The sequence below is a fragment of the Candidatus Hydrogenedentota bacterium genome (assembly GCA_016791475.1).
In the GTDB taxonomy this organism is placed as follows: domain Bacteria; phylum Hydrogenedentota; class Hydrogenedentia; order Hydrogenedentales; family JAEUWI01; genus JAEUWI01.
This window is the reverse complement of sequence record JAEUWI010000002.1, coordinates 147,400-165,536: the sequence shown is the minus strand read 5'-3', so window position 1 is coordinate 165,536 and position 18,137 is coordinate 147,400. Positions and strand designations below refer to the sequence as shown.

General features: G+C 61.9%; 15 protein-coding genes and 1 pseudogene. 12 read left to right on the top strand and 4 right to left on the bottom strand.

Annotated elements, in window-relative coordinates; translation table 11 throughout:
• Nucleotides 1-20: 20 nt before the first annotated feature.
• Both JNK74_01745 and JNK74_01740 read left to right on the top strand, forming a co-directional pair.
• On the top strand, nucleotides 21-488 hold the full coding sequence (locus tag JNK74_01745; protein MBL7644888.1) for a DUF421 domain-containing protein: 468 nt from the start codon (nucleotides 21-23) through the stop codon (nucleotides 486-488).
• Between the two features lie 200 nt (nucleotides 489-688).
• Nucleotides 689-1,207: a cyclic nucleotide-binding domain-containing protein gene (locus tag JNK74_01740; GenBank protein ID MBL7644887.1), complete on the top strand. Its 519-nt coding sequence runs from the start codon at nucleotides 689-691 to the stop codon at nucleotides 1,205-1,207.
• 88 nt (nucleotides 1,208-1,295) lie between these two features.
• Here the strand turns inward: JNK74_01740 and JNK74_01735 are convergent, their stop codons facing one another.
• Nucleotides 1,296-2,048 carry a metallophosphoesterase gene (locus JNK74_01735; GenBank protein MBL7644886.1) on the bottom strand — a complete coding sequence of 251 codons (753 nt, stop codon included), beginning with the start codon at nucleotides 2,046-2,048 and terminating at the stop codon, nucleotides 1,296-1,298.
• A 119-nt stretch (nucleotides 2,049-2,167) separates the two neighbouring features.
• Here JNK74_01735 and JNK74_01730 point away from each other — a divergent pair, with 119 nt between their 5' ends.
• Both JNK74_01730 and JNK74_01725 read left to right on the top strand, forming a co-directional pair.
• Nucleotides 2,168-3,262: a hypothetical protein gene (locus JNK74_01730; GenBank protein MBL7644885.1), complete on the top strand. Its 1,095-nt coding sequence runs from the start codon at nucleotides 2,168-2,170 to the stop codon at nucleotides 3,260-3,262.
• The gene (locus tag JNK74_01725; GenBank protein ID MBL7644884.1) at nucleotides 3,259-5,625 is read left to right on the top strand and encodes a mechanosensitive ion channel; all 2,367 of its coding nucleotides are present in this window, start codon (nucleotides 3,259-3,261) and stop codon (nucleotides 5,623-5,625) included. The genes JNK74_01730 and JNK74_01725 overlap by 4 nt, the downstream gene beginning before the upstream one ends.
• Before the next feature lie 60 nt (nucleotides 5,626-5,685).
• On the opposite strand, the gene JNK74_01720 is transcribed toward JNK74_01725, so the two are convergent.
• The 3 genes and pseudogenes from JNK74_01720 to eda all read right to left on the bottom strand — a co-directional run bounded on the left by JNK74_01720 (nucleotide 5,686) and on the right by eda (nucleotide 7,392).
• Nucleotides 5,686-5,892 (bottom strand): hypothetical protein, encoded by a 207-nt coding sequence (locus tag JNK74_01720; protein MBL7644883.1) that lies wholly within the window; start codon nucleotides 5,890-5,892, stop codon nucleotides 5,686-5,688.
• A gap of 167 nt (nucleotides 5,893-6,059) precedes the next feature.
• Nucleotides 6,060-6,452 (bottom strand): annotated as a pseudogene (locus JNK74_01715) (four helix bundle protein).
• Between the two features lie 286 nt (nucleotides 6,453-6,738).
• A complete protein-coding gene (gene eda, locus JNK74_01710; GenBank protein ID MBL7644882.1) occupies nucleotides 6,739-7,392 on the bottom strand; it encodes a bifunctional 4-hydroxy-2-oxoglutarate aldolase/2-dehydro-3-deoxy-phosphogluconate aldolase in 654 nt (217 codons plus the stop codon).
• Nucleotides 7,393-7,507: 115 nt separating this feature from the next.
• Between eda and JNK74_01705 the strand changes: the two genes are divergently transcribed.
• The 8 genes from JNK74_01705 (at nucleotide 7,508) to modA (ending at nucleotide 18,137) form a co-directional block, all read left to right on the top strand.
• The gene (locus tag JNK74_01705; GenBank protein MBL7644881.1) at nucleotides 7,508-9,871 is read left to right on the top strand and encodes a PIG-L family deacetylase; all 2,364 of its coding nucleotides are present in this window, start codon (nucleotides 7,508-7,510) and stop codon (nucleotides 9,869-9,871) included.
• Nucleotides 9,872-9,988: 117 nt separating this feature from the next.
• On the top strand, nucleotides 9,989-11,356 hold the full coding sequence (locus JNK74_01700) for a diguanylate cyclase (GenBank protein MBL7644880.1): 1,368 nt from the start codon (nucleotides 9,989-9,991) through the stop codon (nucleotides 11,354-11,356).
• 136 nt (nucleotides 11,357-11,492) lie between these two features.
• A complete protein-coding gene (tpx, locus tag JNK74_01695; GenBank protein MBL7644879.1) occupies nucleotides 11,493-12,008 on the top strand; it encodes a thiol peroxidase in 516 nt (171 codons plus the stop codon).
• Nucleotides 12,009-12,240: 232 nt separating this feature from the next.
• The gene (locus tag JNK74_01690; protein ID MBL7644878.1) at nucleotides 12,241-12,975 is read left to right on the top strand and encodes a hypothetical protein; all 735 of its coding nucleotides are present in this window, start codon (nucleotides 12,241-12,243) and stop codon (nucleotides 12,973-12,975) included.
• A gap of 136 nt (nucleotides 12,976-13,111) precedes the next feature.
• Complete coding sequence (gene ftsY / locus JNK74_01685) at nucleotides 13,112-14,032, top strand: signal recognition particle-docking protein FtsY (GenBank protein ID MBL7644877.1); 921 nt, start codon at nucleotides 13,112-13,114, stop codon at nucleotides 14,030-14,032.
• 78 nt (nucleotides 14,033-14,110) lie between these two features.
• Complete coding sequence (gene tadA / locus JNK74_01680; protein MBL7644876.1) at nucleotides 14,111-15,997, top strand: Flp pilus assembly complex ATPase component TadA; 1,887 nt, start codon at nucleotides 14,111-14,113, stop codon at nucleotides 15,995-15,997.
• A gap of 36 nt (nucleotides 15,998-16,033) precedes the next feature.
• Nucleotides 16,034-17,062, top strand: a complete 1,029-nt coding sequence (locus tag JNK74_01675; protein ID MBL7644875.1) for an HDOD domain-containing protein — start codon at nucleotides 16,034-16,036, stop codon at nucleotides 17,060-17,062.
• A 280-nt stretch (nucleotides 17,063-17,342) separates the two neighbouring features.
• On the top strand, nucleotides 17,343-18,137 hold the full coding sequence (gene modA / locus JNK74_01670) for a molybdate ABC transporter substrate-binding protein (GenBank protein ID MBL7644874.1): 795 nt from the start codon (nucleotides 17,343-17,345) through the stop codon (nucleotides 18,135-18,137).

Sequence of the window (18,137 nt, the reverse complement as noted above, 5' to 3'; positions counted from 1 at the left end):
ACCGACCGAGGTCCCAACTCATGTTCAATCTCGCCGTCCCCTGGTGGGAATTTATCGTTCGCGGTGTCGTCATCTATGTCTTCCTCCTGGTGCTGCTGCGCGTCACGGGGAAGCGCCAGATCAGCCAGATGTCGCCTTTTGATCTCGTGCTGCTGTTAATCCTCTCGAACGCGGTGCAGAATTCGATGAACGCGGGAGACAACTCCCTTGCGGGCGGCATGATCAGCGCCACGACGCTGGTGGTGCTGAACTATGCCCTGGCGATGGCGACCTTCCGGAGCAAGCGGCTGGAGCGGTTGGTGGAGGGGCGTCCCCAGTTGATTGTCCACCACGGCAGGGTCTTTGAGGATGTGATGCGCTCGGGCAACATCACGCGGGAAGAACTGGACACGACGCTACGGGAAGCCGGGTTCTTTTCAGTGAAGGACGTGCGGCTCGCGGTGTTGGAGACGAATGGAAAAATCAGCGTGCTGGGGTATGACCGTTGACAGTTGACAGTTGACAGTTGACAGTTGACAGTTGACAACGATCATCCATTGTCCATTGTCCATTGTCCATTGTCCATTGTCCATTGTCCATTGTCCATTGTCCATTGTCCATTGTCAGTTGGATACCGCGGTCCCAGTCGCGCTATAGTTCTCTCCGGGAGACTCAACCGTACCGTCGGGGTTTGGTGGAGATCGTTTCGATGTCTGAAGATCGTGTTGATGCCGTACCTGAGCGGCGTCAGGGACGGGTGGCGGATTCCCTTCCCCCGTGTATTGCGGCGTTACCGGTGCGGGCCCTTCCCGCGGGTGAGGTGTTGATCGAGGAAAACTCCGTATCGGGGGCGCTGTATTTTCTGGATAGTGGTACGTTGGAAGTTCGCAAGGACGCGGTGCAGCTTGCGGAGGTGAGCGAGGTGGGGGCGGTCTTCGGGGAGATGTCGGTGTTGCTGCGCACCGTGCATACGGCGGCGGTAATCGCATCGACGGATGTGGAGGTGCGGGTGGCGATGGATCCGGAGTTGTTCCTGCGGGACAACCCGGAGGTGGCGCTCTATGTGGCGCGTATTCTGGCGCGGCGGCTGAATTCACTGAACCGGTACCTGGTGGACATAAAGCACCAGTTTTCAGATATGGATGATCACCTGGGGATGGTGGACGAGGTGCTTGGCGCGCTGATGAACAAGCACCCGCGCGATATCGACCGCCGCAGGCGAAGTTAAGCGGGAGAACGGACTTTCCTGTCCGTTTTCTTTTTTCGCGCAACTCCGTTGCGCCATACGCGGGCGGGAATACCCGCGCTCCGGTTTGCTAATACTCCGCTCGAGCCATCAGGGGCGCGTTGAGATCCACCTCTTCCGTGCCCATGGAGGAGACCCAGGTGGCGCGCATGGCGTCGAGGTCAAGCTCGATGAAGGACGGCACGGCACTGGTTTCGTGACCGGGATTGAATACCCAGGTATCGCCGATCTTGTCGACCCACGAGCCCTCCCGCTGAAAGGGCGAATTGTGCACGTGGCCGCTGAAAATGAACTGGGGGTTGTGCGCGGCGATAATCTCGTTGAGGTGAGCGTCGCCAAAGTGCTTCTTGCCGGTCCAACTCACCATGCTGGCGTCCGGCGGCGCATGGTGCAGCCAGAACCAGCGCTTGCGGGGTTTTTCGCGCTCGGCGTGGACAAATTCGCGCATGGCCTCCCGGGTCACGGGCCCGTCCCACCAGGGGCAGACCGTGAAAAGGTCGTCGGCCAGCGTGACGCTGTCGCCGTCGACGTGGAGGTTCTCCCGCCTGGCCTTCTTCAGCCAGCGGGCCACAAACTCGTTCTGCTCGTTCTGCGTATCGCCGTCGTGATTGCCGGAGGATACAAAAACGGGCACCTGAGCGCGGATTCGGTCGAGGTATTTGAGCACGACAACGATCTGGGCGTCCAAATCGACATGCCCGGCCAGATCGAGGAGATCGCCCGCGATAACCACCAGGTCGTAGTTCGCCGCGGCGCCCGCTACCCAGTCGAACTGCTTGAGGCTGTAATGTAGATCGGCAACAATGAGTATTCGCATGGGCATAGTGTACACACCGGCCCTGCAAAATTAAATATCTATCACAACACCGCGATTGATTGGCGTGACCGCGCCCTTCTATCATGTTGGCCCGCGAACTATTTCACGTATAAAGGATTAAACTCTTGAACACCCGTCGCTCCGGCCTTGTTGCTGTCATTGTGGTCCTCGCACTCAGCGCGTGCTCCGGGCCTTCCACGCCCCCGGTGGCAGTCGCCGCTCCCCCCGCCACACCCGCCAACGATGGGGCGTCGGCGCCCGGAATCACCGAAGATTCGTCCGAGGCCGGCGCGGTGTCTCCGCCGGAAGCGCCGACAGAGCCGGTTGTCGTCAACCTCGAAACATCGGTGGACCCATTTATTGGCTACTACGCCACGGAAGACTACGCTCGCCGGAGCGAGGGTTATGACTGGGTCGCCGTCGACATTGAAAAAATCGATGACCATTCGGCGTACGTCAAGGTGCGTTCCCGTGGCGACCGAAAGAATCCCACCTGCACCTTCGACGGCGTCGGCACGCCCGTCGACGGCACCACGCTGGAGGTCCAGGTGGACGGGCATCCGCTCCGATTCACGCTCGCGGGCAATGCCCTCACCGCCGCCGTGACGGCGGAGGACGACCGCTATCTCCTTTCCTACTTCTGCTCGGGCGGGGCAACACTGGAGGGCCCCTTCGTCCAGATTTCCGAACCAATGGACGCGGCGCAGGTGGCGCGGGAAGCCTATTCCACCACCCTTTCGCTGCAGCAGGTGACCTTTCAGATTTCAGCAAACGATACGCTACCCCGCGCCACGGTGGTCATCCGCCCGGAAGGTCTGACGGAGGACAGCCGGCTCGTGGTGACCCAGGTGGAGGGAATGGTGACCGGGGCCGAAATCGAAGATCTTAACGCGGATGGATGGCCCGAATTCTTCATTTATTCTCGCGGCATCGAACCCGGCGCGGCGGGCGGCATCATCGGCTACTCGGTGAATGGCGGCAAGTCCATGAGCGCCATCACCATCCCACCCCTGTCGGAAGAGGCCCGGATCGGGTATCGCGGGGGGGATGAATTCACGATCATCGAAACCAGCCTCGGGCGCCGCTTTCGGGTCTTTCGCGAGGGTGACCCCGATAACGCGCCGACGGGCCCCATGCGACAGTTGACCTACCACTTGACGGACGGCGAGACCGCGCGCACCCTGACGCTGGTCAGCATGACCGAGATCGAACTTCCGTGAATTCACCACAATATCTCCGCCCCCATGCGATTGCTCTGCTTGCCGCAATCTTCCTCGCCACGCCCGCCCCGGCCCAGCTCGGCCCGATGGGGGCGAAAGCCACGGCGCAGGAGGAAGAAAAAACCACCATGCCCGTCCCGCTGGACGACATCGAAGCGGATCGGGCCTGGGCGCAGCAACGGTTTGAAGAGGCGAGTGCGGGCCTGGCCGACGCCCGGGCCGCCGTCACGCGTCTGGATGCGGGGGCGCCCGACGGAATCGAGAGCAGCCTGAAGGAACTGGTCACGATCCAGGGGTATCGCGCCCTCGGCCTCAAGCAGCACCTGGACCTTCTGGCCGAAGTCGAAGTGACCCGACAGGAACTGAGGCAGCTTCGCGCCGACGAAATGACGGAGGCCGGACCGGAGGCCGGGCCCGAGGCCGTGCCCGAGGCGGCGGGCGCGGGCGGTATCATGGCGGCCCTGGCAATCTGGCAGGAGCTCGACGAGTTGAAGCAGCGGGAGGAGGCCGATAAGCTCCGCATAAACACCTATACGCGCGGCCGGGAGCAAGCCGACATCCTGCTGGAGCGGACCGCGCAGGACTATCGCCGCGCGCTGGAATCCCTGGAAGGCGCCAGGAACGACGAGGCCATCAAGCTGGCCCGCGCCGAGGTTGAGCTGCAGCGCGCGGCCCGGGAATTTGCCCGTGAACGGGTCTATTACTTCGCGACCCGCGAGCAGGCCCACGTGGACATCACGGCGCGCAATGAAATCCAGCATCGCAAGGCCGCCTGGCGCCTCGACAGGGTGGTCGGGCGCTTGTCGCTTCCCGAGGCCGATCTAAAGGCGCGGGAGGCGGCGATTCGGGCGGAAATAACGGAAATCGAAGCGACACTGGTCGTGCTGGCGCAAGAAGACAAAGTGCTGCAGGATCAACTGCAACGCGCGAAGGCGGCGTCCACACTCTCCGCGGAAAAAACGGAACCCCTCGCGGATCCGGCCCCGGACATGCACCTGCTCCTCGATCGCGCCGCAAATCTCCGGGCCACCATCGATGACCTGATCACCATCCACCTCGTCTGGCTGAACCTCGAACTGACCTGGTGGCAGCGGCGACATCAGTACGACACGAATCCCTCCGCCGATTTGCTGCGGCAGTCGAGTTACAGCATCGACACCAGCCTCAGCCAGGCCGCCGATCTGATCCGCCTGGTCAATTTGACCCGCGAGGATGTAAATCGGCAGTTGGCCAACGCAACCGCGCAGGGTCCCGAGCACGACGCCTACCGACAGGAATTGAACCGGCGCGCCGAACGCCTGACCCGTGGCGGTGAACTGGCGCGCGGCGTGGTGGCGTTCCTGTCGCTGTGGAAGGCCGAACTGGCTTCCGCCAGCGAATCGCTGGACCTCGGCGAGCGCACCGGGGCCTGGTTCGCCGCACGCAGGAGCGACGTCGAACATCTCTGGCACTTCGAGCTCTTCGCGGTGGAAGACCGCATCATGGTGGACGGCGAGGTCATCGTGGAAGAGCGCCCCGTCACCGTGGGGAAGGTCGTGCTCGCGCTGCTGGTGCTCGCCGCCGGCCTGGTCGTGGCCCGTTGGATCGGCCGCGGCGCGGGATTTCTACTCGCCCCGATTTATCGTCGCCAGTGGGGCAATCGCCTCATCATCGAGCGGGTGATCCACGCCGGCGCGGTCGTAGCCGTCGTGGTGCTTGCCCTGATCACCGTGAAGATACCCCTCACCGTCTTCGCGTTTCTCGGCGGCGCGCTCGCCATCGGCGTGGGCTTCGGCGCGCAGAACCTGATCAACAATTTCATCAGCGGTTTCATTCTACTCGCCGAGCGCCCCATTCGAACCGGCGACATCATCGAGGTTGAGGGAACCCGGGGAAAGGTCGAGGCCATCGGCGAGCGCTGCACCCGGGTGCGCCGCTTCGACGGCATCGAAATCCTGATCCCGAACAGCCAGTTGCTCGAACAGAGCGTCACCAACATGACCCACTCCGATCAGCGCGTCCGCGCGCGCATCGCCGTCGGTGTCGCCTACGGATCGCCCACGCGCAAGGTGCAGGAGCTGCTGGCCGAAGCGGCCCTAGAACATCCCCTCGTCATTGCCGATCCCCCACCCCTGGCCCTTTTTGAAGAACTGGGCGAGAGCGCGATGAATTTCGCCCTGTACTTCTGGGTGGACTTGCCCGCGCAGCCCGACGCCCGCGTGGTAACGAGCGACCTGCTTCACCGCATCTATGAGCGATTCAAGGCGGCAAACATCACGTTCGCCTACCCACAGCGCGATATTCACCTCGACACCAACGGCCCGGTGCCGGTAACGCTGTCGCCCGCCCGAGTTGCCGTGAACGACGGCCCCGCGGAGCCCTGAAAACGAAACCGGGCCCGCGCGACGGTGGCCGCGCAAGCCCGGAGGGGGAGCGAGGTATACTCAGTACAGGCAGGGAATCTGTCCGTTGCCCGTGGCCACGCGATACTCTTCCGCCACGGCCATGAGAGAGCCAAGGACGAGGTGTTCGAGAGAGACGCCAAGCTCGCTGGCGTAGCGCTTCAACGTGGATTCCAGCGCGGGCTGCGCCTTGAGGATGTCCGCCGCGGTCGCCTTCACTTCTTCGTTCATTTCGAGTATTGCTGGCATTGCCTCGTCCCTTTCATCGATTGGTCCCATGTGGTAACAGAGTTATCGACGGGGAGCGAGGAAACTTTAGCAGGGGAAAGGATGAAGGTTGAAGGATGAAGGGTAAAGGGTGATGGATGATGGAAAGGTGAGGAGCGAGAGTCATAAGGGGGCCGGAAGGAAAAAATTCACGGTAGATCGTTGGACCTCATCGATTTCTTCTTATTTACGATAATGGTGGTGATAATGGCAGTGATCTCATTCGTTTCTTGTCGAATTGGTGCAAGTCGTGCTTCGGAAAGCAAGTCCGAAGCCTCCATAAGAGATAACCAGTAGTCAGTCTCCTGCGCCTCCTTCTGAGCGATACCATACTTGTGAACAAAGTCTGCGGGACTTTCGGCCGACTGCGCTTCCGCAACGTTGGCACCTATCGAGGTTGCAGACCTTAAGAACTGCCTCCCAATAACCCACGCCGCACCATCTCGCGATTCTTGTAACGCCTGATAAAGTCGAACAGCACGAACGGCCTACGCCAACGTACCTGCTTGTATGTCCCGCACAGGCTCCCTGCGTTTCTCCATAATCGTCGCAAGTCCTCATCCCCCATATTGTTGCCCATATCCTAACTCCCCCCAATCACCCTTCACCCTTCACCCTTCACCCTTCACCCTTCACCCTTCACACTTCACACTTCACCCTTCACCCTTCACCCTTCACCCTTCACACTTCACACTTCATCCTTCATCCTTCATCCTTCATCCTTCATCCTTCATCCTTCATCCTTCATCCTTCATCCTTCATCCTTCATCCTTCATCCTTCATCCTTCATCCTTCATCCTTCATCCTTCATCCTTCATCTTTCATCTTTCATTTCTCCTTCGCTTTCGCGTAGGCCTCCGCAAAGCGCTTCGCGCGCGCTTCGATTGCCGCGAAGTCACCCGAAGCCACCAGGGTCTTATTGACAAGCGCGGTGCCCACGCCGACCGCCGCCACACCCGCCTCGACAAACGTGTGCAGGTTGTCCGCGTCCACGCCGCCCGTGGGAACGAGGGGAATCTGGGGCATCGGCGCCTTTACAGCCTTGATATATTCCAGTCCGCCCAGCGTGGCCGGGAAGACCTTGATCAGATCGCCCCCGAGCTCCCAGGCCGTGAAAATTTCCGTCGGGGTAAACGCGCCCGGAAGCACCGGAACGCCGTAGCGATGCCCCATGGTAATCGTCGCGGCCGAAGTGACCGGGCATACCACATACTGCGCCCCCGCGAGGATGGCCAGGCGGGCCGTCTCCGCATCGAGCACGCTGCCCACACCGAGCAGCACATCCCGGCCCGCAAGTTCGCGGCTGGCCGCCTCGATACACTGCAACGCGCCCGGCGTGGTCATGGTGATCTCCACACAATGAATGCCCCCCTTCACCAGCGCCTCCACCGTGCGCACCAGGGCGTCTCCCCCTTCATCCGCGCGGATGATGGCCACGATCCCCTTGTCCTTAAGGTATTGAATTCGTTGGTAGCGGTCCATGGTCGTTCTCTCCCGGTTTGCTTGCGTACCGCGCCCCCTCGGGGCTGTGCTATGCTGGCTGTTTGAGCCTGGTTGAAACGACAGTATCGCAAATCCGCGCGGGGAGCCGCATCTCATGCGCCGCCGGAACCGCAAGCATCGAGAGCACCCGATTCCCATGAAAAAATGCATTCCCTTCTTCGGTCTTCTTGCCTTGATATTCTCGTCCTTCGGCGCGACCGCGCAGGATCTGGGCGAAGTTGCCTTCCAGCAGGCCATGAAAGATCTCGGCAACGATTTTCGCCTTATGTGCGTGGCCGCCCATCCCGACGATGAAGACGGTGCGACCCTGGCCTACTACCGCATGATGCACGGGGCGCGGACCTTCGCCGTAATCGCCACACGGGGCGAAGGCGGCCAGAACGAGATCGGCCCCGAACTCTACAATGAGCTCGGCGTCATACGGACCCGCGAGATGAAAGCCGCCGCGGAGATTGAGGGCGCGTCCCTCCATTTCCTCGACCTCCCGGAGTTTGGCTTCTCCAAGACCCCCGAAGAAACCTACGAAAAATGGGACAAAGAGGTGGCCCTGGAGCGCATGGTGCGAAAGATTCGCGAGATCCGCCCCCATGTTGTCATCACAAACCACGGGCGCATGAAGGATCACGGACACCACCAGGCCATCGGCGCCGTGCTGCAAGAGGCCTTCGATGTCGCTGCGGACCCCGCGCGCTTTCCAGATCACGCCCGGCTGGGCCTCGCGCCGTGGCAGGTCGAACGCCTTTACATCCGCGATTTCCGCGGCGGCGAGGGCACCATTCCCACCGAGATCGCCGCCCTGGAGCCCCTCCGCGGCCGAACCATCGCGGAGATCGCGGCGAGCGCACTCCAGGTGCACGAATCTCAGGGCATGAAGCAATTCATCGATCTGCTCCTCTCCTCCCACCACCGGACCTACTACAACCTGGTAAAGAATCAGTCCGCCGTCGCGAAGCCGGGCGCGGTGGCGGATAGCCGCTACGGCGCGCTCTTCGACGGCCTTCCCCTGCCGCTGGAGCCCCTGATGCTGCCCTGCGCCAATCGGGCGGAGGCCCGTGCCGCGCTTTACACGTGGCTGAAGAACAATGCCGCCGATAAGGAAGGGGCGCCCGACCTGCGGGATCGCTGGCGCGAGGCCAATCGCGCCGCCATCGTTGCGTCCGACCTTCGCCTGACGGCCACCACGAAAGACACGTTGTTGACACCCGGTCAGAACCTCAACCTGTCGATCGCCCTCACGGACCATGGCGAGCCCAACGCCCTCGTGGCCGAGGTGGAACTGCGCCAGCGCCACGGGCTGGGCCAGATCGGCAACCACCGCCTGCAAATCCCCTTCAAGTCGCTGCGCGAAGGCGAAGGCACATTTACCTTCAAGATTCCGGTCGAAGCCACCCGGACCCTGCCCCTGGCGCCCCGCCTCTTTGACCCCCATTTCCTGGAGCCCCAGCTCGAAGTATTCGCCCAGGTTAATTGCGGCGACGCAACCCTGGAAATGGTTAGCCCGGTCTATGTTGATATCGCGGAATCCATCACCATGGAAGTCCCCGGCCCCCCGCTGCTCCTCCGCGCCGGTTCCGGGGCCCCGCTTAGTGTGGAGGTGCTCGCCACCAACAACGATCCGGAGCCCCGCTCGGAATACATCGCCCTCACACCACCCGAAGGCTGGCGGGTATCCCCCGAACGGACCTCGGTATCCCTCGCGAAAGAAGGGGGGAAACGTATCGTCAGCTTCACCCTTACCCCGCCCACCCCGGTCGCGCCGGGTGACTACACCGCGGTTGCCCAGATACCGGGCTCTCCCTCGCGCGCGGAAGTGAAGATGCGCGCCGTGGACTTCCAGCTCGCGGAGAACCGCCGGACCGGCCTGATCCAGGGCTACGACAACACCTTCTCCAATACCCTCCTGCGGATGGGAGCGTCTTTCGCCCTCATCGGCGCCAACGACTACCGACCCGACTATCTGGACACCTTCGACACCATCATCGTCGATATTCGGGCCTACCAGTATCGCCCCGATCTCGCCGCCAACAACGCGGCGTTGCTCGACTTCGTCCAGCGGGGCGGCACCCTGATCGTCATGTACCAGAAAACCTTCGACTGGAGTCCCGACTTCGCGCCCTACGCGCTGACCCTGTCGAGCAATCGCGTTACGCGGGAAGACGCCCCGGTCACGCTGCTGGTCCCCGATCATCCCCTGTTCAACACGCCAAACGCCATCCAGCCCGCAGACTGGGACGGTTGGATCCAGGAACGGGGCCTCTACTTCCCCGACACCTGGAGCGAGGACTTCTCCCCGCTCCTGGCGATGGCCGACCCCGGCGAAGAAATACCCCCGGGCGCCCTCCTGGTGGCGCCCTACGGAGAGGGCCACTACGTCTACACCGCTCTGGCCTGGTATCGGCAGTTGCGCGAGTTGCACCCCGGCGCGCTCCGCTGCTTTGCCAACATGCTGGCCTACTGAGGCTCCGGGAACCGATCGCGACTCAAAAGGAACTATGAATACTGGAAGATTATGCTATAGTAACGGGGGATGACGTAGTTAGTACCTTTTACTGGGCGGTAGGGAGACTGAAGCTCCATGAACCACACGATTCTCCTGGTGGACGATGCACCGTCCAACGTCAGAATCCTGGAGAAAATGCTTTCGAAAGAAGGCTACGACCTCGTATCCGCCCACTCCGGTCAGGAGGCGCTCGAAGTTGTCCGCAACCGGGACGTTTCCTGCGTTTTGATGGATGTGCAGATGCCATCGATGGACGGCTACGATGTGGCCCGCCAAATCCAGAAGGACCCCCGTATCTGCAACATGCCCATCATCTTCGTCACCTCCAACAAGGCCGATGAAGCGAATGTGCTCGACGGCTATGAAGCGGGTGGCGTCGACTATCTCGTCAAACCCGTTGTCGCCGCCGTCGTCCGCCGCAAGGTACAGATCTTCTGCGCGCTCCAGGAAAAAGAAAAGCAGATCCGCAGGCAATTCGCCGAAGTCGAGCAGAAGAACAAAGACCTGGAGAAGCTCATTCAAGAGCTCAGGTCCCTTGACGAAGCACGGATGGAAAGCGAGATCCGCTATCGTTCCCTGATCAGCCTCTCGCCCCAGCCGATCGTCGTCCAGGTCGGCGGCGCCATGGTCTACTATAACGCCTCCGCCACCCAGATCCTCGGTTTCACCAGCGACACGGAAATGTGCGGCCGACCCTTCCACGAATTCGTGTGCGACTCCGATCGGGCCATGGTCCGCGATCGTCTGGAACACATCGCCCGTTGCGGAGGACGCAGCGAACCCCTGGAATGCAAGCTCCTCTCCGCCGGCGATCCGGCCGTGCGCCACGTGGAGCTGCACATCGGATGCATCCTCTACGACGACGAAGTCGGCATCCAGATGGCCATCCAGGACGTGACCGCCCACAAACAAATGCAGGAAAAGCTGCTCCAGCTTTCCCAGGCCGACGGGCTCACCGGCATCGCCAACCGGCGCGCCTTCGATGAAGCCATGGCCAGGGAATGGAGCCGCGCCGTGCGCCATGAAGAACCCCTCTCTCTCCTCCTCTTTGACCTCGATCAATTCAAGGGATTCAATGACGAGTACGGCCACCTCGCGGGAGACGAGTGCCTGAAGCAAACCGCACGCCTCCTGAAAGCCGCCGCCGCCCGGCCCACGGATTTCGCGGCCCGCTTCGGCGGCGAGGAATTCGCTATCCTGCTGCCCAATACCAACCTCGACGGGGCGCGACATGTCGCCAACGTGGTCATCGACGGACTCAGCGCAATCAGGATCCCCCATCGGCGAAACCGCAATGGCAGCCACGCCACCATCAGTTGCGGCATCGCCACCACCGGCATGCCCACCTGCCACACCCCGGAAGCGCTGATACACCTTGCCGATACCGCCCTCTACCGCGCCAAGAGCGCCGGGGGCGATCAATTCCAGGTCAGCGACACCTGATGCGCGCGGGAAGCCTTCGACCTTGACCGCGCGGCTTCCACAATCCCGCCCCCTTCACCTCCATTCCAATCTTGCCACGCCCGGCCTTGCGAGGTTATAGTAATCGCCCAACCCCAACCAAGCAGGAGAACGAAACATGAGTGAACGCACTGGCGAACTGACGTTCAAGGGTGGCCCCCTGACGTTACTGGGCAACAAACTTTCCGTGGGCGACGCCGCCCCGGAATTCCGGCTGCTGGCCAACGACCTTTCCCCCGTCACCCTGGCCGACAGCGCGGGCAAAGTCCGCCTGATCAGCGTCGTGCCATCGCTGGACACCGGCGTCTGCGACCAGCAGACCCGCCGTTTTAATGAAGAGGCCACCGGACTCGGCGACCACGTGGTGGTGCTTACCGTAAGCGCGGACCTGCCCTTCGCCCAGGGCCGCTGGTGCGGCGCGGCGGGCATTTCCAACGTGAAGACCCTTTCCGACCACTTCGACATGAATTTCGCCAACGCCTATGGCGTGCACATCAAGGAACTGCGCCTGGACACGCGCGCCATCTTCGTCGTGGACGGCGCGGGCAAGCTCGTACATGTTGAATACGTGCCCGAAATGACGGATCACCCGAATTACGAAGCCGCCATCGCCGCCGCGAAGTCCGCTTCCTGATCCCGCCATAAGCCCTCCCCCCCTCGGGACGCGCCCCCATTGGGCGCGTCTCATTTTTTTGTCCCCCAACACCCGCCAGGAGGCGCACGCGCACTCTGGGAACCCCAAAGCCGCCAAAAGTCGTGCAAATCCCGGCGAAACAAGTGCGAAACCCGTCAAAACATGCAAAGTTGTTGACGGGACACCGGCGGACAAGGCATTATAGAGGGGTCCTCTGGAGTAAAGTGAACTCATGAATAATGTGAATCTTGGCGGAGCATTTCCGGTCGAAAAGCTGGATGCGGATGCCGTATGCGCCCAGTGCAACACCGTAAATGCGGAGGGTACCCTCCTTTGCAAGGTCTGTGGGAACAACCTTCGAGACCAGCGCAATCGCCGCATGCAGGCCGATCAGGCCATGGATCTCGAACATACGGGCCAGCGTCGACGCGCCTGGCTTTCCGGTGTTTTTTTCGTTCTCGCGCTGGCGCTCATCGCCTCCACGCTCATGAACCAGGAAATGATCGTGGACTGGCTCATCGAAGAAGAAGCGCCGTCGACCGATCTCTTGTGGACGGGCCAATACGACGCCTACTTCCGGCCCATGTTTGAAGAAATTGACGCGGTCGGGCTGACGCCCGAAGCCGCCAAAGCCGCGGTGGAGAATTTCGCCCCCGCCGACACGCTCGAAGGCATCTACGCCCTGTTCAACGGAGAAACCTTTCTCGGAACCGCGAGTTTTCGAATCGAGGGGCAGGACGCCTATTTTGCCGCCCGGCTCGAAAATGACCGCGAAGTTCGGGGTGTCGCCAGGCTCGAAGCAAACAACTATATAGCGCTACCCGACTTTTCGGGCATCGATTACCGCGGCAACGTCACGCCAATTTCCGGCGTGGCCATCCCACAGGAAAATGGGGCCGTGGAATGCATGGGCGACGATGGACAGGAACGTTCCAGCTTCATGGCCTTCCGCCTTCCGGACCAGTGAGCGGCCAGACTTCTCCCCGGTATAAGGGCCCTTCGGCGCAGCGGCCCGGGGTGTTGCCGGCCCGGAGCGGGAGCATCGCCCCAAGGCCCGACCACCTTTGCCTGAGCCCGCCGGCTCATTGGAGTACCCCGCAGAAATGACATCTTCAGGTTTTATGAACCGGCTTCGCGAGAAGCTGGAAAAGACCCGCACCAACCTCGTGGGCAATGTGAAACGGGTGCTCGGACGCCCCCTCATCGATGACGAGGTCTTCGACCAGCTCGAAGAAATCCTCATTGGAGCGGATGTCGGCGTGGATTCGACCCTGAAGATCATCGCCGACATGCGTCAGGCCGTTCGGGCACAGGGGATCCAGGAGTCCGAGGCCCTCATTGCCCTGCTGAAATCCGAACTCAAGGCCCTCCTTTCCGAAGGCAACCACGCCATCAATTGGGACCACCCCTCCGGGCCCCACGTTACCCTCGTCGCGGGCGTCAACGGATCGGGCAAGACGACCACGGCCGGCAAACTCGCCGCCAAACTCCGCGGCGGCGGAAAAAACGTGATGCTGGGCGCCGCCGATACCTTCCGGGCCGCCGCAAGCGAGCAGCTCGCCATCTGGAGTGAGCGGACGGGCGCCTCCTTGATTCGCCACGCCGAGGGCGCCGATCCCGCCTCCGTCGCATTCGACGCGACCGATGCCGCCGTGGCCCGGTCGGTGGACAACCTCCTCATCGACACGGCCGGCCGCCTCCACAACAAAGTGAACCTGATGGAGGAACTGAGAAAAATCCAGCGGGTGGTGCGGAAGCGCATCCCCGACGCCCCCCATGAAGTACTCCTGGTGCTGGACGCCACCACGGGCCAGAATGGCCTGGAACAGGCCCGGCAGTTTACCCAGGCACTGACCGTTACTGGTATAATACTGACGAAACTAGACGGCACCGCCAAAGGCGGCATGGCGGTGGCCATCCAACGGGAACTGGGCATTCCCATCAAAATGATCGGTATTGGCGAGGGTGTCGAAGATCTGGAAGTATTTGATGCCGACCAGTTCGTGGAAGCACTGTTTTCGTAAGGGTCGCACCACGACGGTTGTCGCGTGCCCTTCAGGCGAGGTTACGCGAGCGTGTGTCCTTTAGAGAGCGAGGCGCCCATGACATCCCCCCGTGCCGAGAAAGCACTCCACTCCGCAATAGGCGACGCTCTGGTCAACGCCGGGGCTATCACCCCCGAGCAATTGACGCGCGCCCTTCGGGTGCAGTCCCTGCTGGAAGACCCGAAGCAACTGGTCGAAGTGCTGGTCGAACTCGGCTACGGCACGCGCCAGTCGCTTAATGACGCCATCGCACAACAGGGTTCCCACCTGCGCCTTGGCGATCTCCTCGTGGAACAGGGCCTCATCACGGCCGACACGCTGACGATGGCCCTCCAGACGCAGAAGGAGCAGGGCGTCCGTCTCGGCGAAGCCTTGATCAGCCTGGGCGCCATTAACGAGCGCACCCTGCTGAGAAATATCGCCCACCAGTCCAATGTGCCTTATATCGATCCCAACTTCAACATGATCGAGCCCGATCTGCTCCGCGGCATATCCCCGGAATTCCTCCTCAAGAGCCAGTTCATCCCCTTTATCCGGGGAGAGGACGGGATTGTCACCGTGATCGTGTCGGATCTGGGCAATACCGAGACGAGACAGGCAATCCAGGAACTCTACCGGAAGGACGTCAAGTTTGCCCTCGGACCCCGGGAAGCCATCCGCCAGTGCATCCACGACATCCAGAACCTCCGGACGCGGGGTGAACACGCCGGTCAAACGGCGGGCCGCAATCAGGAAGACACCATCGTCCCGATTCTGGAGCATCTCATTAATGAAGCCATCGAGGAAGGTGCGAGCGACATCCACATCGAGCCCATGGAGTCCCTCGTACGTATTCGCTATCGCATCGACGGAGTCCTGGTCTACAAGACCGATCTGCCCAAGGAACTGCTAATCAAGCTGATTTCGCGCCTGAAGATCCTGTCCGAACTGAACATAGCCGAACACCACCGCCACCAGGGCGGTCGTTTCCAATACGAGTTCAAGGGCCGCGAGGTGGACCTGCGCCTCTCCCTCTATGTCACCGTCTTCGGTGAATCCGCGGTGATGCGCATTCTCAATCGCGAAATGGCCCTCGTCACCCTGGACCAGCTCGGCATGGCCCCCAATATGCTCGCCCGCTACCGGGAAGATGTGCTCCACTCCCCCACCGGCGTGGTGCTCTATACCGGCCCGACAGGCTCCGGCAAGACCACGACCCTCTACAGCAGCATCGCCTATTGCAACAACATCAGCACCAAGATCATCACCGCGGAGGATCCGGTCGAGTTCACGATCGAAGGGATCATCCAGTGCAGCATCAGCGATAAGATGGGGCGCTCGTTCGCTTCGACCCTGCGCGAAATTGTGCGGCAGGACCCCGACATCATTGTGATGGGCGAGATCCGGGACAAGGAATCGGCCGAGGTTGCCATCCAGGCCGCCCTGACTGGCCACAAGGTGTATTCGACCTTCCACACCGAAGACACCATCGGCGGCCTCCTCCGCCTGATCGACATGGACATCGAGACCTTCCTCATTTCGTCCACCGTCGTGTCCGTCGTGGCCCAGCGCCTGCTGCGCCGGATCTGCGAAGAATGCAAGGCGCCCTACGTGCCCGCCGCCAAAGAAGCCCAATCCGTCGGCCTGGGCCTGGACGAGCTCCGCCAGTACGAATACAAGCGCGGACGGGGCTGCAACCACTGCGCCTATACGGGCTACCGGGGCCGCATCGGCGCCTACGAACTCCTGGTCCTGAACGATCCCGTCAAGGAAGCCATCCTGGCCAAGAAGCCCGCCCACACGATCCGTGAGTTGAGCGTGGAAACGACCGGCCTCATAAGCATGCGCGAAGACGCGTGCGCCAAGGTCGTCCGCGGCTACACCACCTTTGATGAAGTACTCCGGCACACCCCGCGCACCTTCAGCGTCCGCCCCCTGCGGCAGATTCTTTCGCTGTCGGAGTAGCCCCGTGTCGGCACCGAGCCCAACAGGGAGAAGTTAATGAATCCGTGTCCGATATGTCAGACCCCGCTCGCTGAGGAGGCCGCCGCGGGGGGCGCGGCCAGCCTCGGCGTCTGCAACCATTGTTTCAACCCTCTCCTGGTGGAGTGGCGCGGCGCGTCCGTACTCGCCCAACCTCTGCCCGACGCCCCGGACATCCGTCGCATCGCACCCGCCGGCTCCATCGGCGCCGAGCTGCTTGCCCAATCCATCGCCGGGCTCGATGACTTGCCCGTCCTCCCGGAGATTTCCCAGCGAATCCTCGGCCTCTTGAAGGATCCCGAGTTCAACATTTCCCAGCTCGCCGCGATCATCCGCGAGGACCCCGTCCTGGCCCTGGCCATTATGAAGCAGGCCAATAGCCCGGCCTTCGGCGGCCTCCACGAAATTCGCGATATCAACGCCGCCTGCTCCCGCCTGGGCATGCGCACAATCGCCAACACGGTTCAACTGGTGGCCAACCGCAATTTGTTTATCACCGGAAACACCCTGCTCAAGAAAAGTATGGAACGGCTCTGGCGCCACTCCGCGGCCACGGCCCATTGCGCGAATGAAATCGCGCGCCTCACCATGGTGCCCAACCTGGAATCCATCTTCCTTGCCGGGCTGATCCACGACGTGGGCAAGGTCATGCTGCTGGAACTGGTCGCCACCCCGCGCTCCGGCGTCGTGCGCGCCCTTCAGAGCAACCCCCAGCTCCTGAACGAAGTACTCGAAAACCTCCACCCCCTGCTCGGGCTTATCATCTGCCAGGCCTGGAACCTCCCCCCATCCTTTCGCGCCGCCGTGTACTTCCACCACAACCCCGCCATCTGCCCCGTCAAAGACTGGATGCAGGCCATCCATATTACGGCCCTCGCCAACACCCTGGCCAAAGTCGAAGGTTATGGGATGGGGCAGGGAAAGACGGAGGCCTTCCTCGCGTCCAACCCCTCCTCCGTGGCCCTGGGCCTCTCGGATATCAAACTGGCAACCCTCCGCGTGGACTTGAGCGATACCCTCGAAGCCCTCTTCGAGGTGGCCGGATAGGCGGGAGAAGTCGGCCCGGGCCGACGGGAGCCAGCCGAAGAATTCACCCGGGCGAACAATAGGGCGCCAACGAACGACGGGCTTCAGAAGCCCTGCTTCCGTCGATTCCCGCGCCGTATCGCGGTCCCACAGGTGCGATGGCGGTATGACCGGGTTGGAATTGGCTCTGATTACCTGTATGGTAACGTCTGGAAGATTCGTCGTGTGCGGTTTTCCTGTTCAAGAACTAATCCCAAGTATTCGCAGGGCCGATCAACAAGCAGTCCGGGACCCATCCTGAATGTTCAATTGTCTCGACTCAGTTCTACGCGCGACACCGGCGCTTCCCGTCCTGGCGGCTGTTGGCCTCCTCCTGGCCGGATGCGGGGGCGCCCGGCAATCCTCCGAACCTGTCCGTGTCGCCGTGGCGGCCAATTTCACCGCCACGCAAGAAAAGCTGGCCTCCACGTTTACCGAACAGACCGGTATCGCTCTGGAATCCAGTTTTGGCGCTTCGGGCGCGCTCTACAGCCAAATCGCAAATGGCGCACCCTTCCAGGTCTTTCTTTCGGCGGATTCTGAGCGTCCGGAGCGCCTGGAGAAGGAGGGACTGGTCTCGGGCGAACCCTTCACCTATGCGCTGGGCGCACTCGCGCTCTATGTGCCTGGAGGCGTGCCTCAGGGCGATGGAGAGGAGCTTCTGAAGGCGGGCGCCTGTCCACACCTGGCCATCTGTAAACCGGAGCTCGCCCCCTATGGTCTGGCGGCCCGACAAACCCTCGAAAAGCTCGGACTCTGGGAAAGCATCCAACCAAAACTCGTCCAGGGTGACAATGTGACCCAGACCTTTCAGTTCGTCGAGACGGGCAATGCGGAGGCGGGACTTGTGGCCCTCTCCCAGGTGCTGGATCGGCCCGCGGAGCAAATGTGGCGGGTGCCCGGCGACTTGCACGACCCGATCCGCCAGGATGCCGTGCTGCTGAAGAACGGCGAGGGCAACCCAGGGGCGGAGGCCTTCGCCACCTTCCTGAAGGGGCCGGAGGCGCGGGCCATCATCGCCGCCGGGGGCTATACCCTTCCCGGCGGCGCGGAGTAG

What these genes read in the sequence shown, in the direction of transcription:
- JNK74_01745 (MBL7644888.1), top strand. Translation starts at nt 21, where the DNA reads ATGTTCAATCTCGCCGTCCCCTGGTGGGAATTTATCGTTCGCGGTGTC.
- tpx (MBL7644879.1), top strand. Translation starts at nt 11,493, where the DNA reads ATGAGTGAACGCACTGGCGAACTGACGTTCAAGGGTGGCCCCCTGACG.
- JNK74_01690 (MBL7644878.1), top strand. Translation starts at nt 12,241, where the DNA reads ATGAATAATGTGAATCTTGGCGGAGCATTTCCGGTCGAAAAGCTGGAT.
- JNK74_01740 (MBL7644887.1), top strand. Translation starts at nt 689, where the DNA reads ATGTCTGAAGATCGTGTTGATGCCGTACCTGAGCGGCGTCAGGGACGG.
- tadA (MBL7644876.1), top strand. Translation starts at nt 14,111, where the DNA reads ATGACATCCCCCCGTGCCGAGAAAGCACTCCACTCCGCAATAGGCGAC.
- JNK74_01735 (MBL7644886.1), bottom strand. Translation starts at nt 2,048, where the DNA reads ATGCCCATGCGAATACTCATTGTTGCCGATCTACATTACAGCCTCAAG.
- JNK74_01720 (MBL7644883.1), bottom strand. Translation starts at nt 5,892, where the DNA reads ATGCCAGCAATACTCGAAATGAACGAAGAAGTGAAGGCGACCGCGGCG.
- ftsY (MBL7644877.1), top strand. Translation starts at nt 13,112, where the DNA reads ATGACATCTTCAGGTTTTATGAACCGGCTTCGCGAGAAGCTGGAAAAG.
- JNK74_01705 (MBL7644881.1), top strand. Translation starts at nt 7,508, where the DNA reads ATGCGCCGCCGGAACCGCAAGCATCGAGAGCACCCGATTCCCATGAAA.
- modA (MBL7644874.1), top strand. Translation starts at nt 17,343, where the DNA reads ATGTTCAATTGTCTCGACTCAGTTCTACGCGCGACACCGGCGCTTCCC.
- JNK74_01700 (MBL7644880.1), top strand. Translation starts at nt 9,989, where the DNA reads ATGAACCACACGATTCTCCTGGTGGACGATGCACCGTCCAACGTCAGA.
- eda (MBL7644882.1), bottom strand. Translation starts at nt 7,392, where the DNA reads ATGGACCGCTACCAACGAATTCAATACCTTAAGGACAAGGGGATCGTG.
- JNK74_01675 (MBL7644875.1), top strand. Translation starts at nt 16,034, where the DNA reads ATGAATCCGTGTCCGATATGTCAGACCCCGCTCGCTGAGGAGGCCGCC.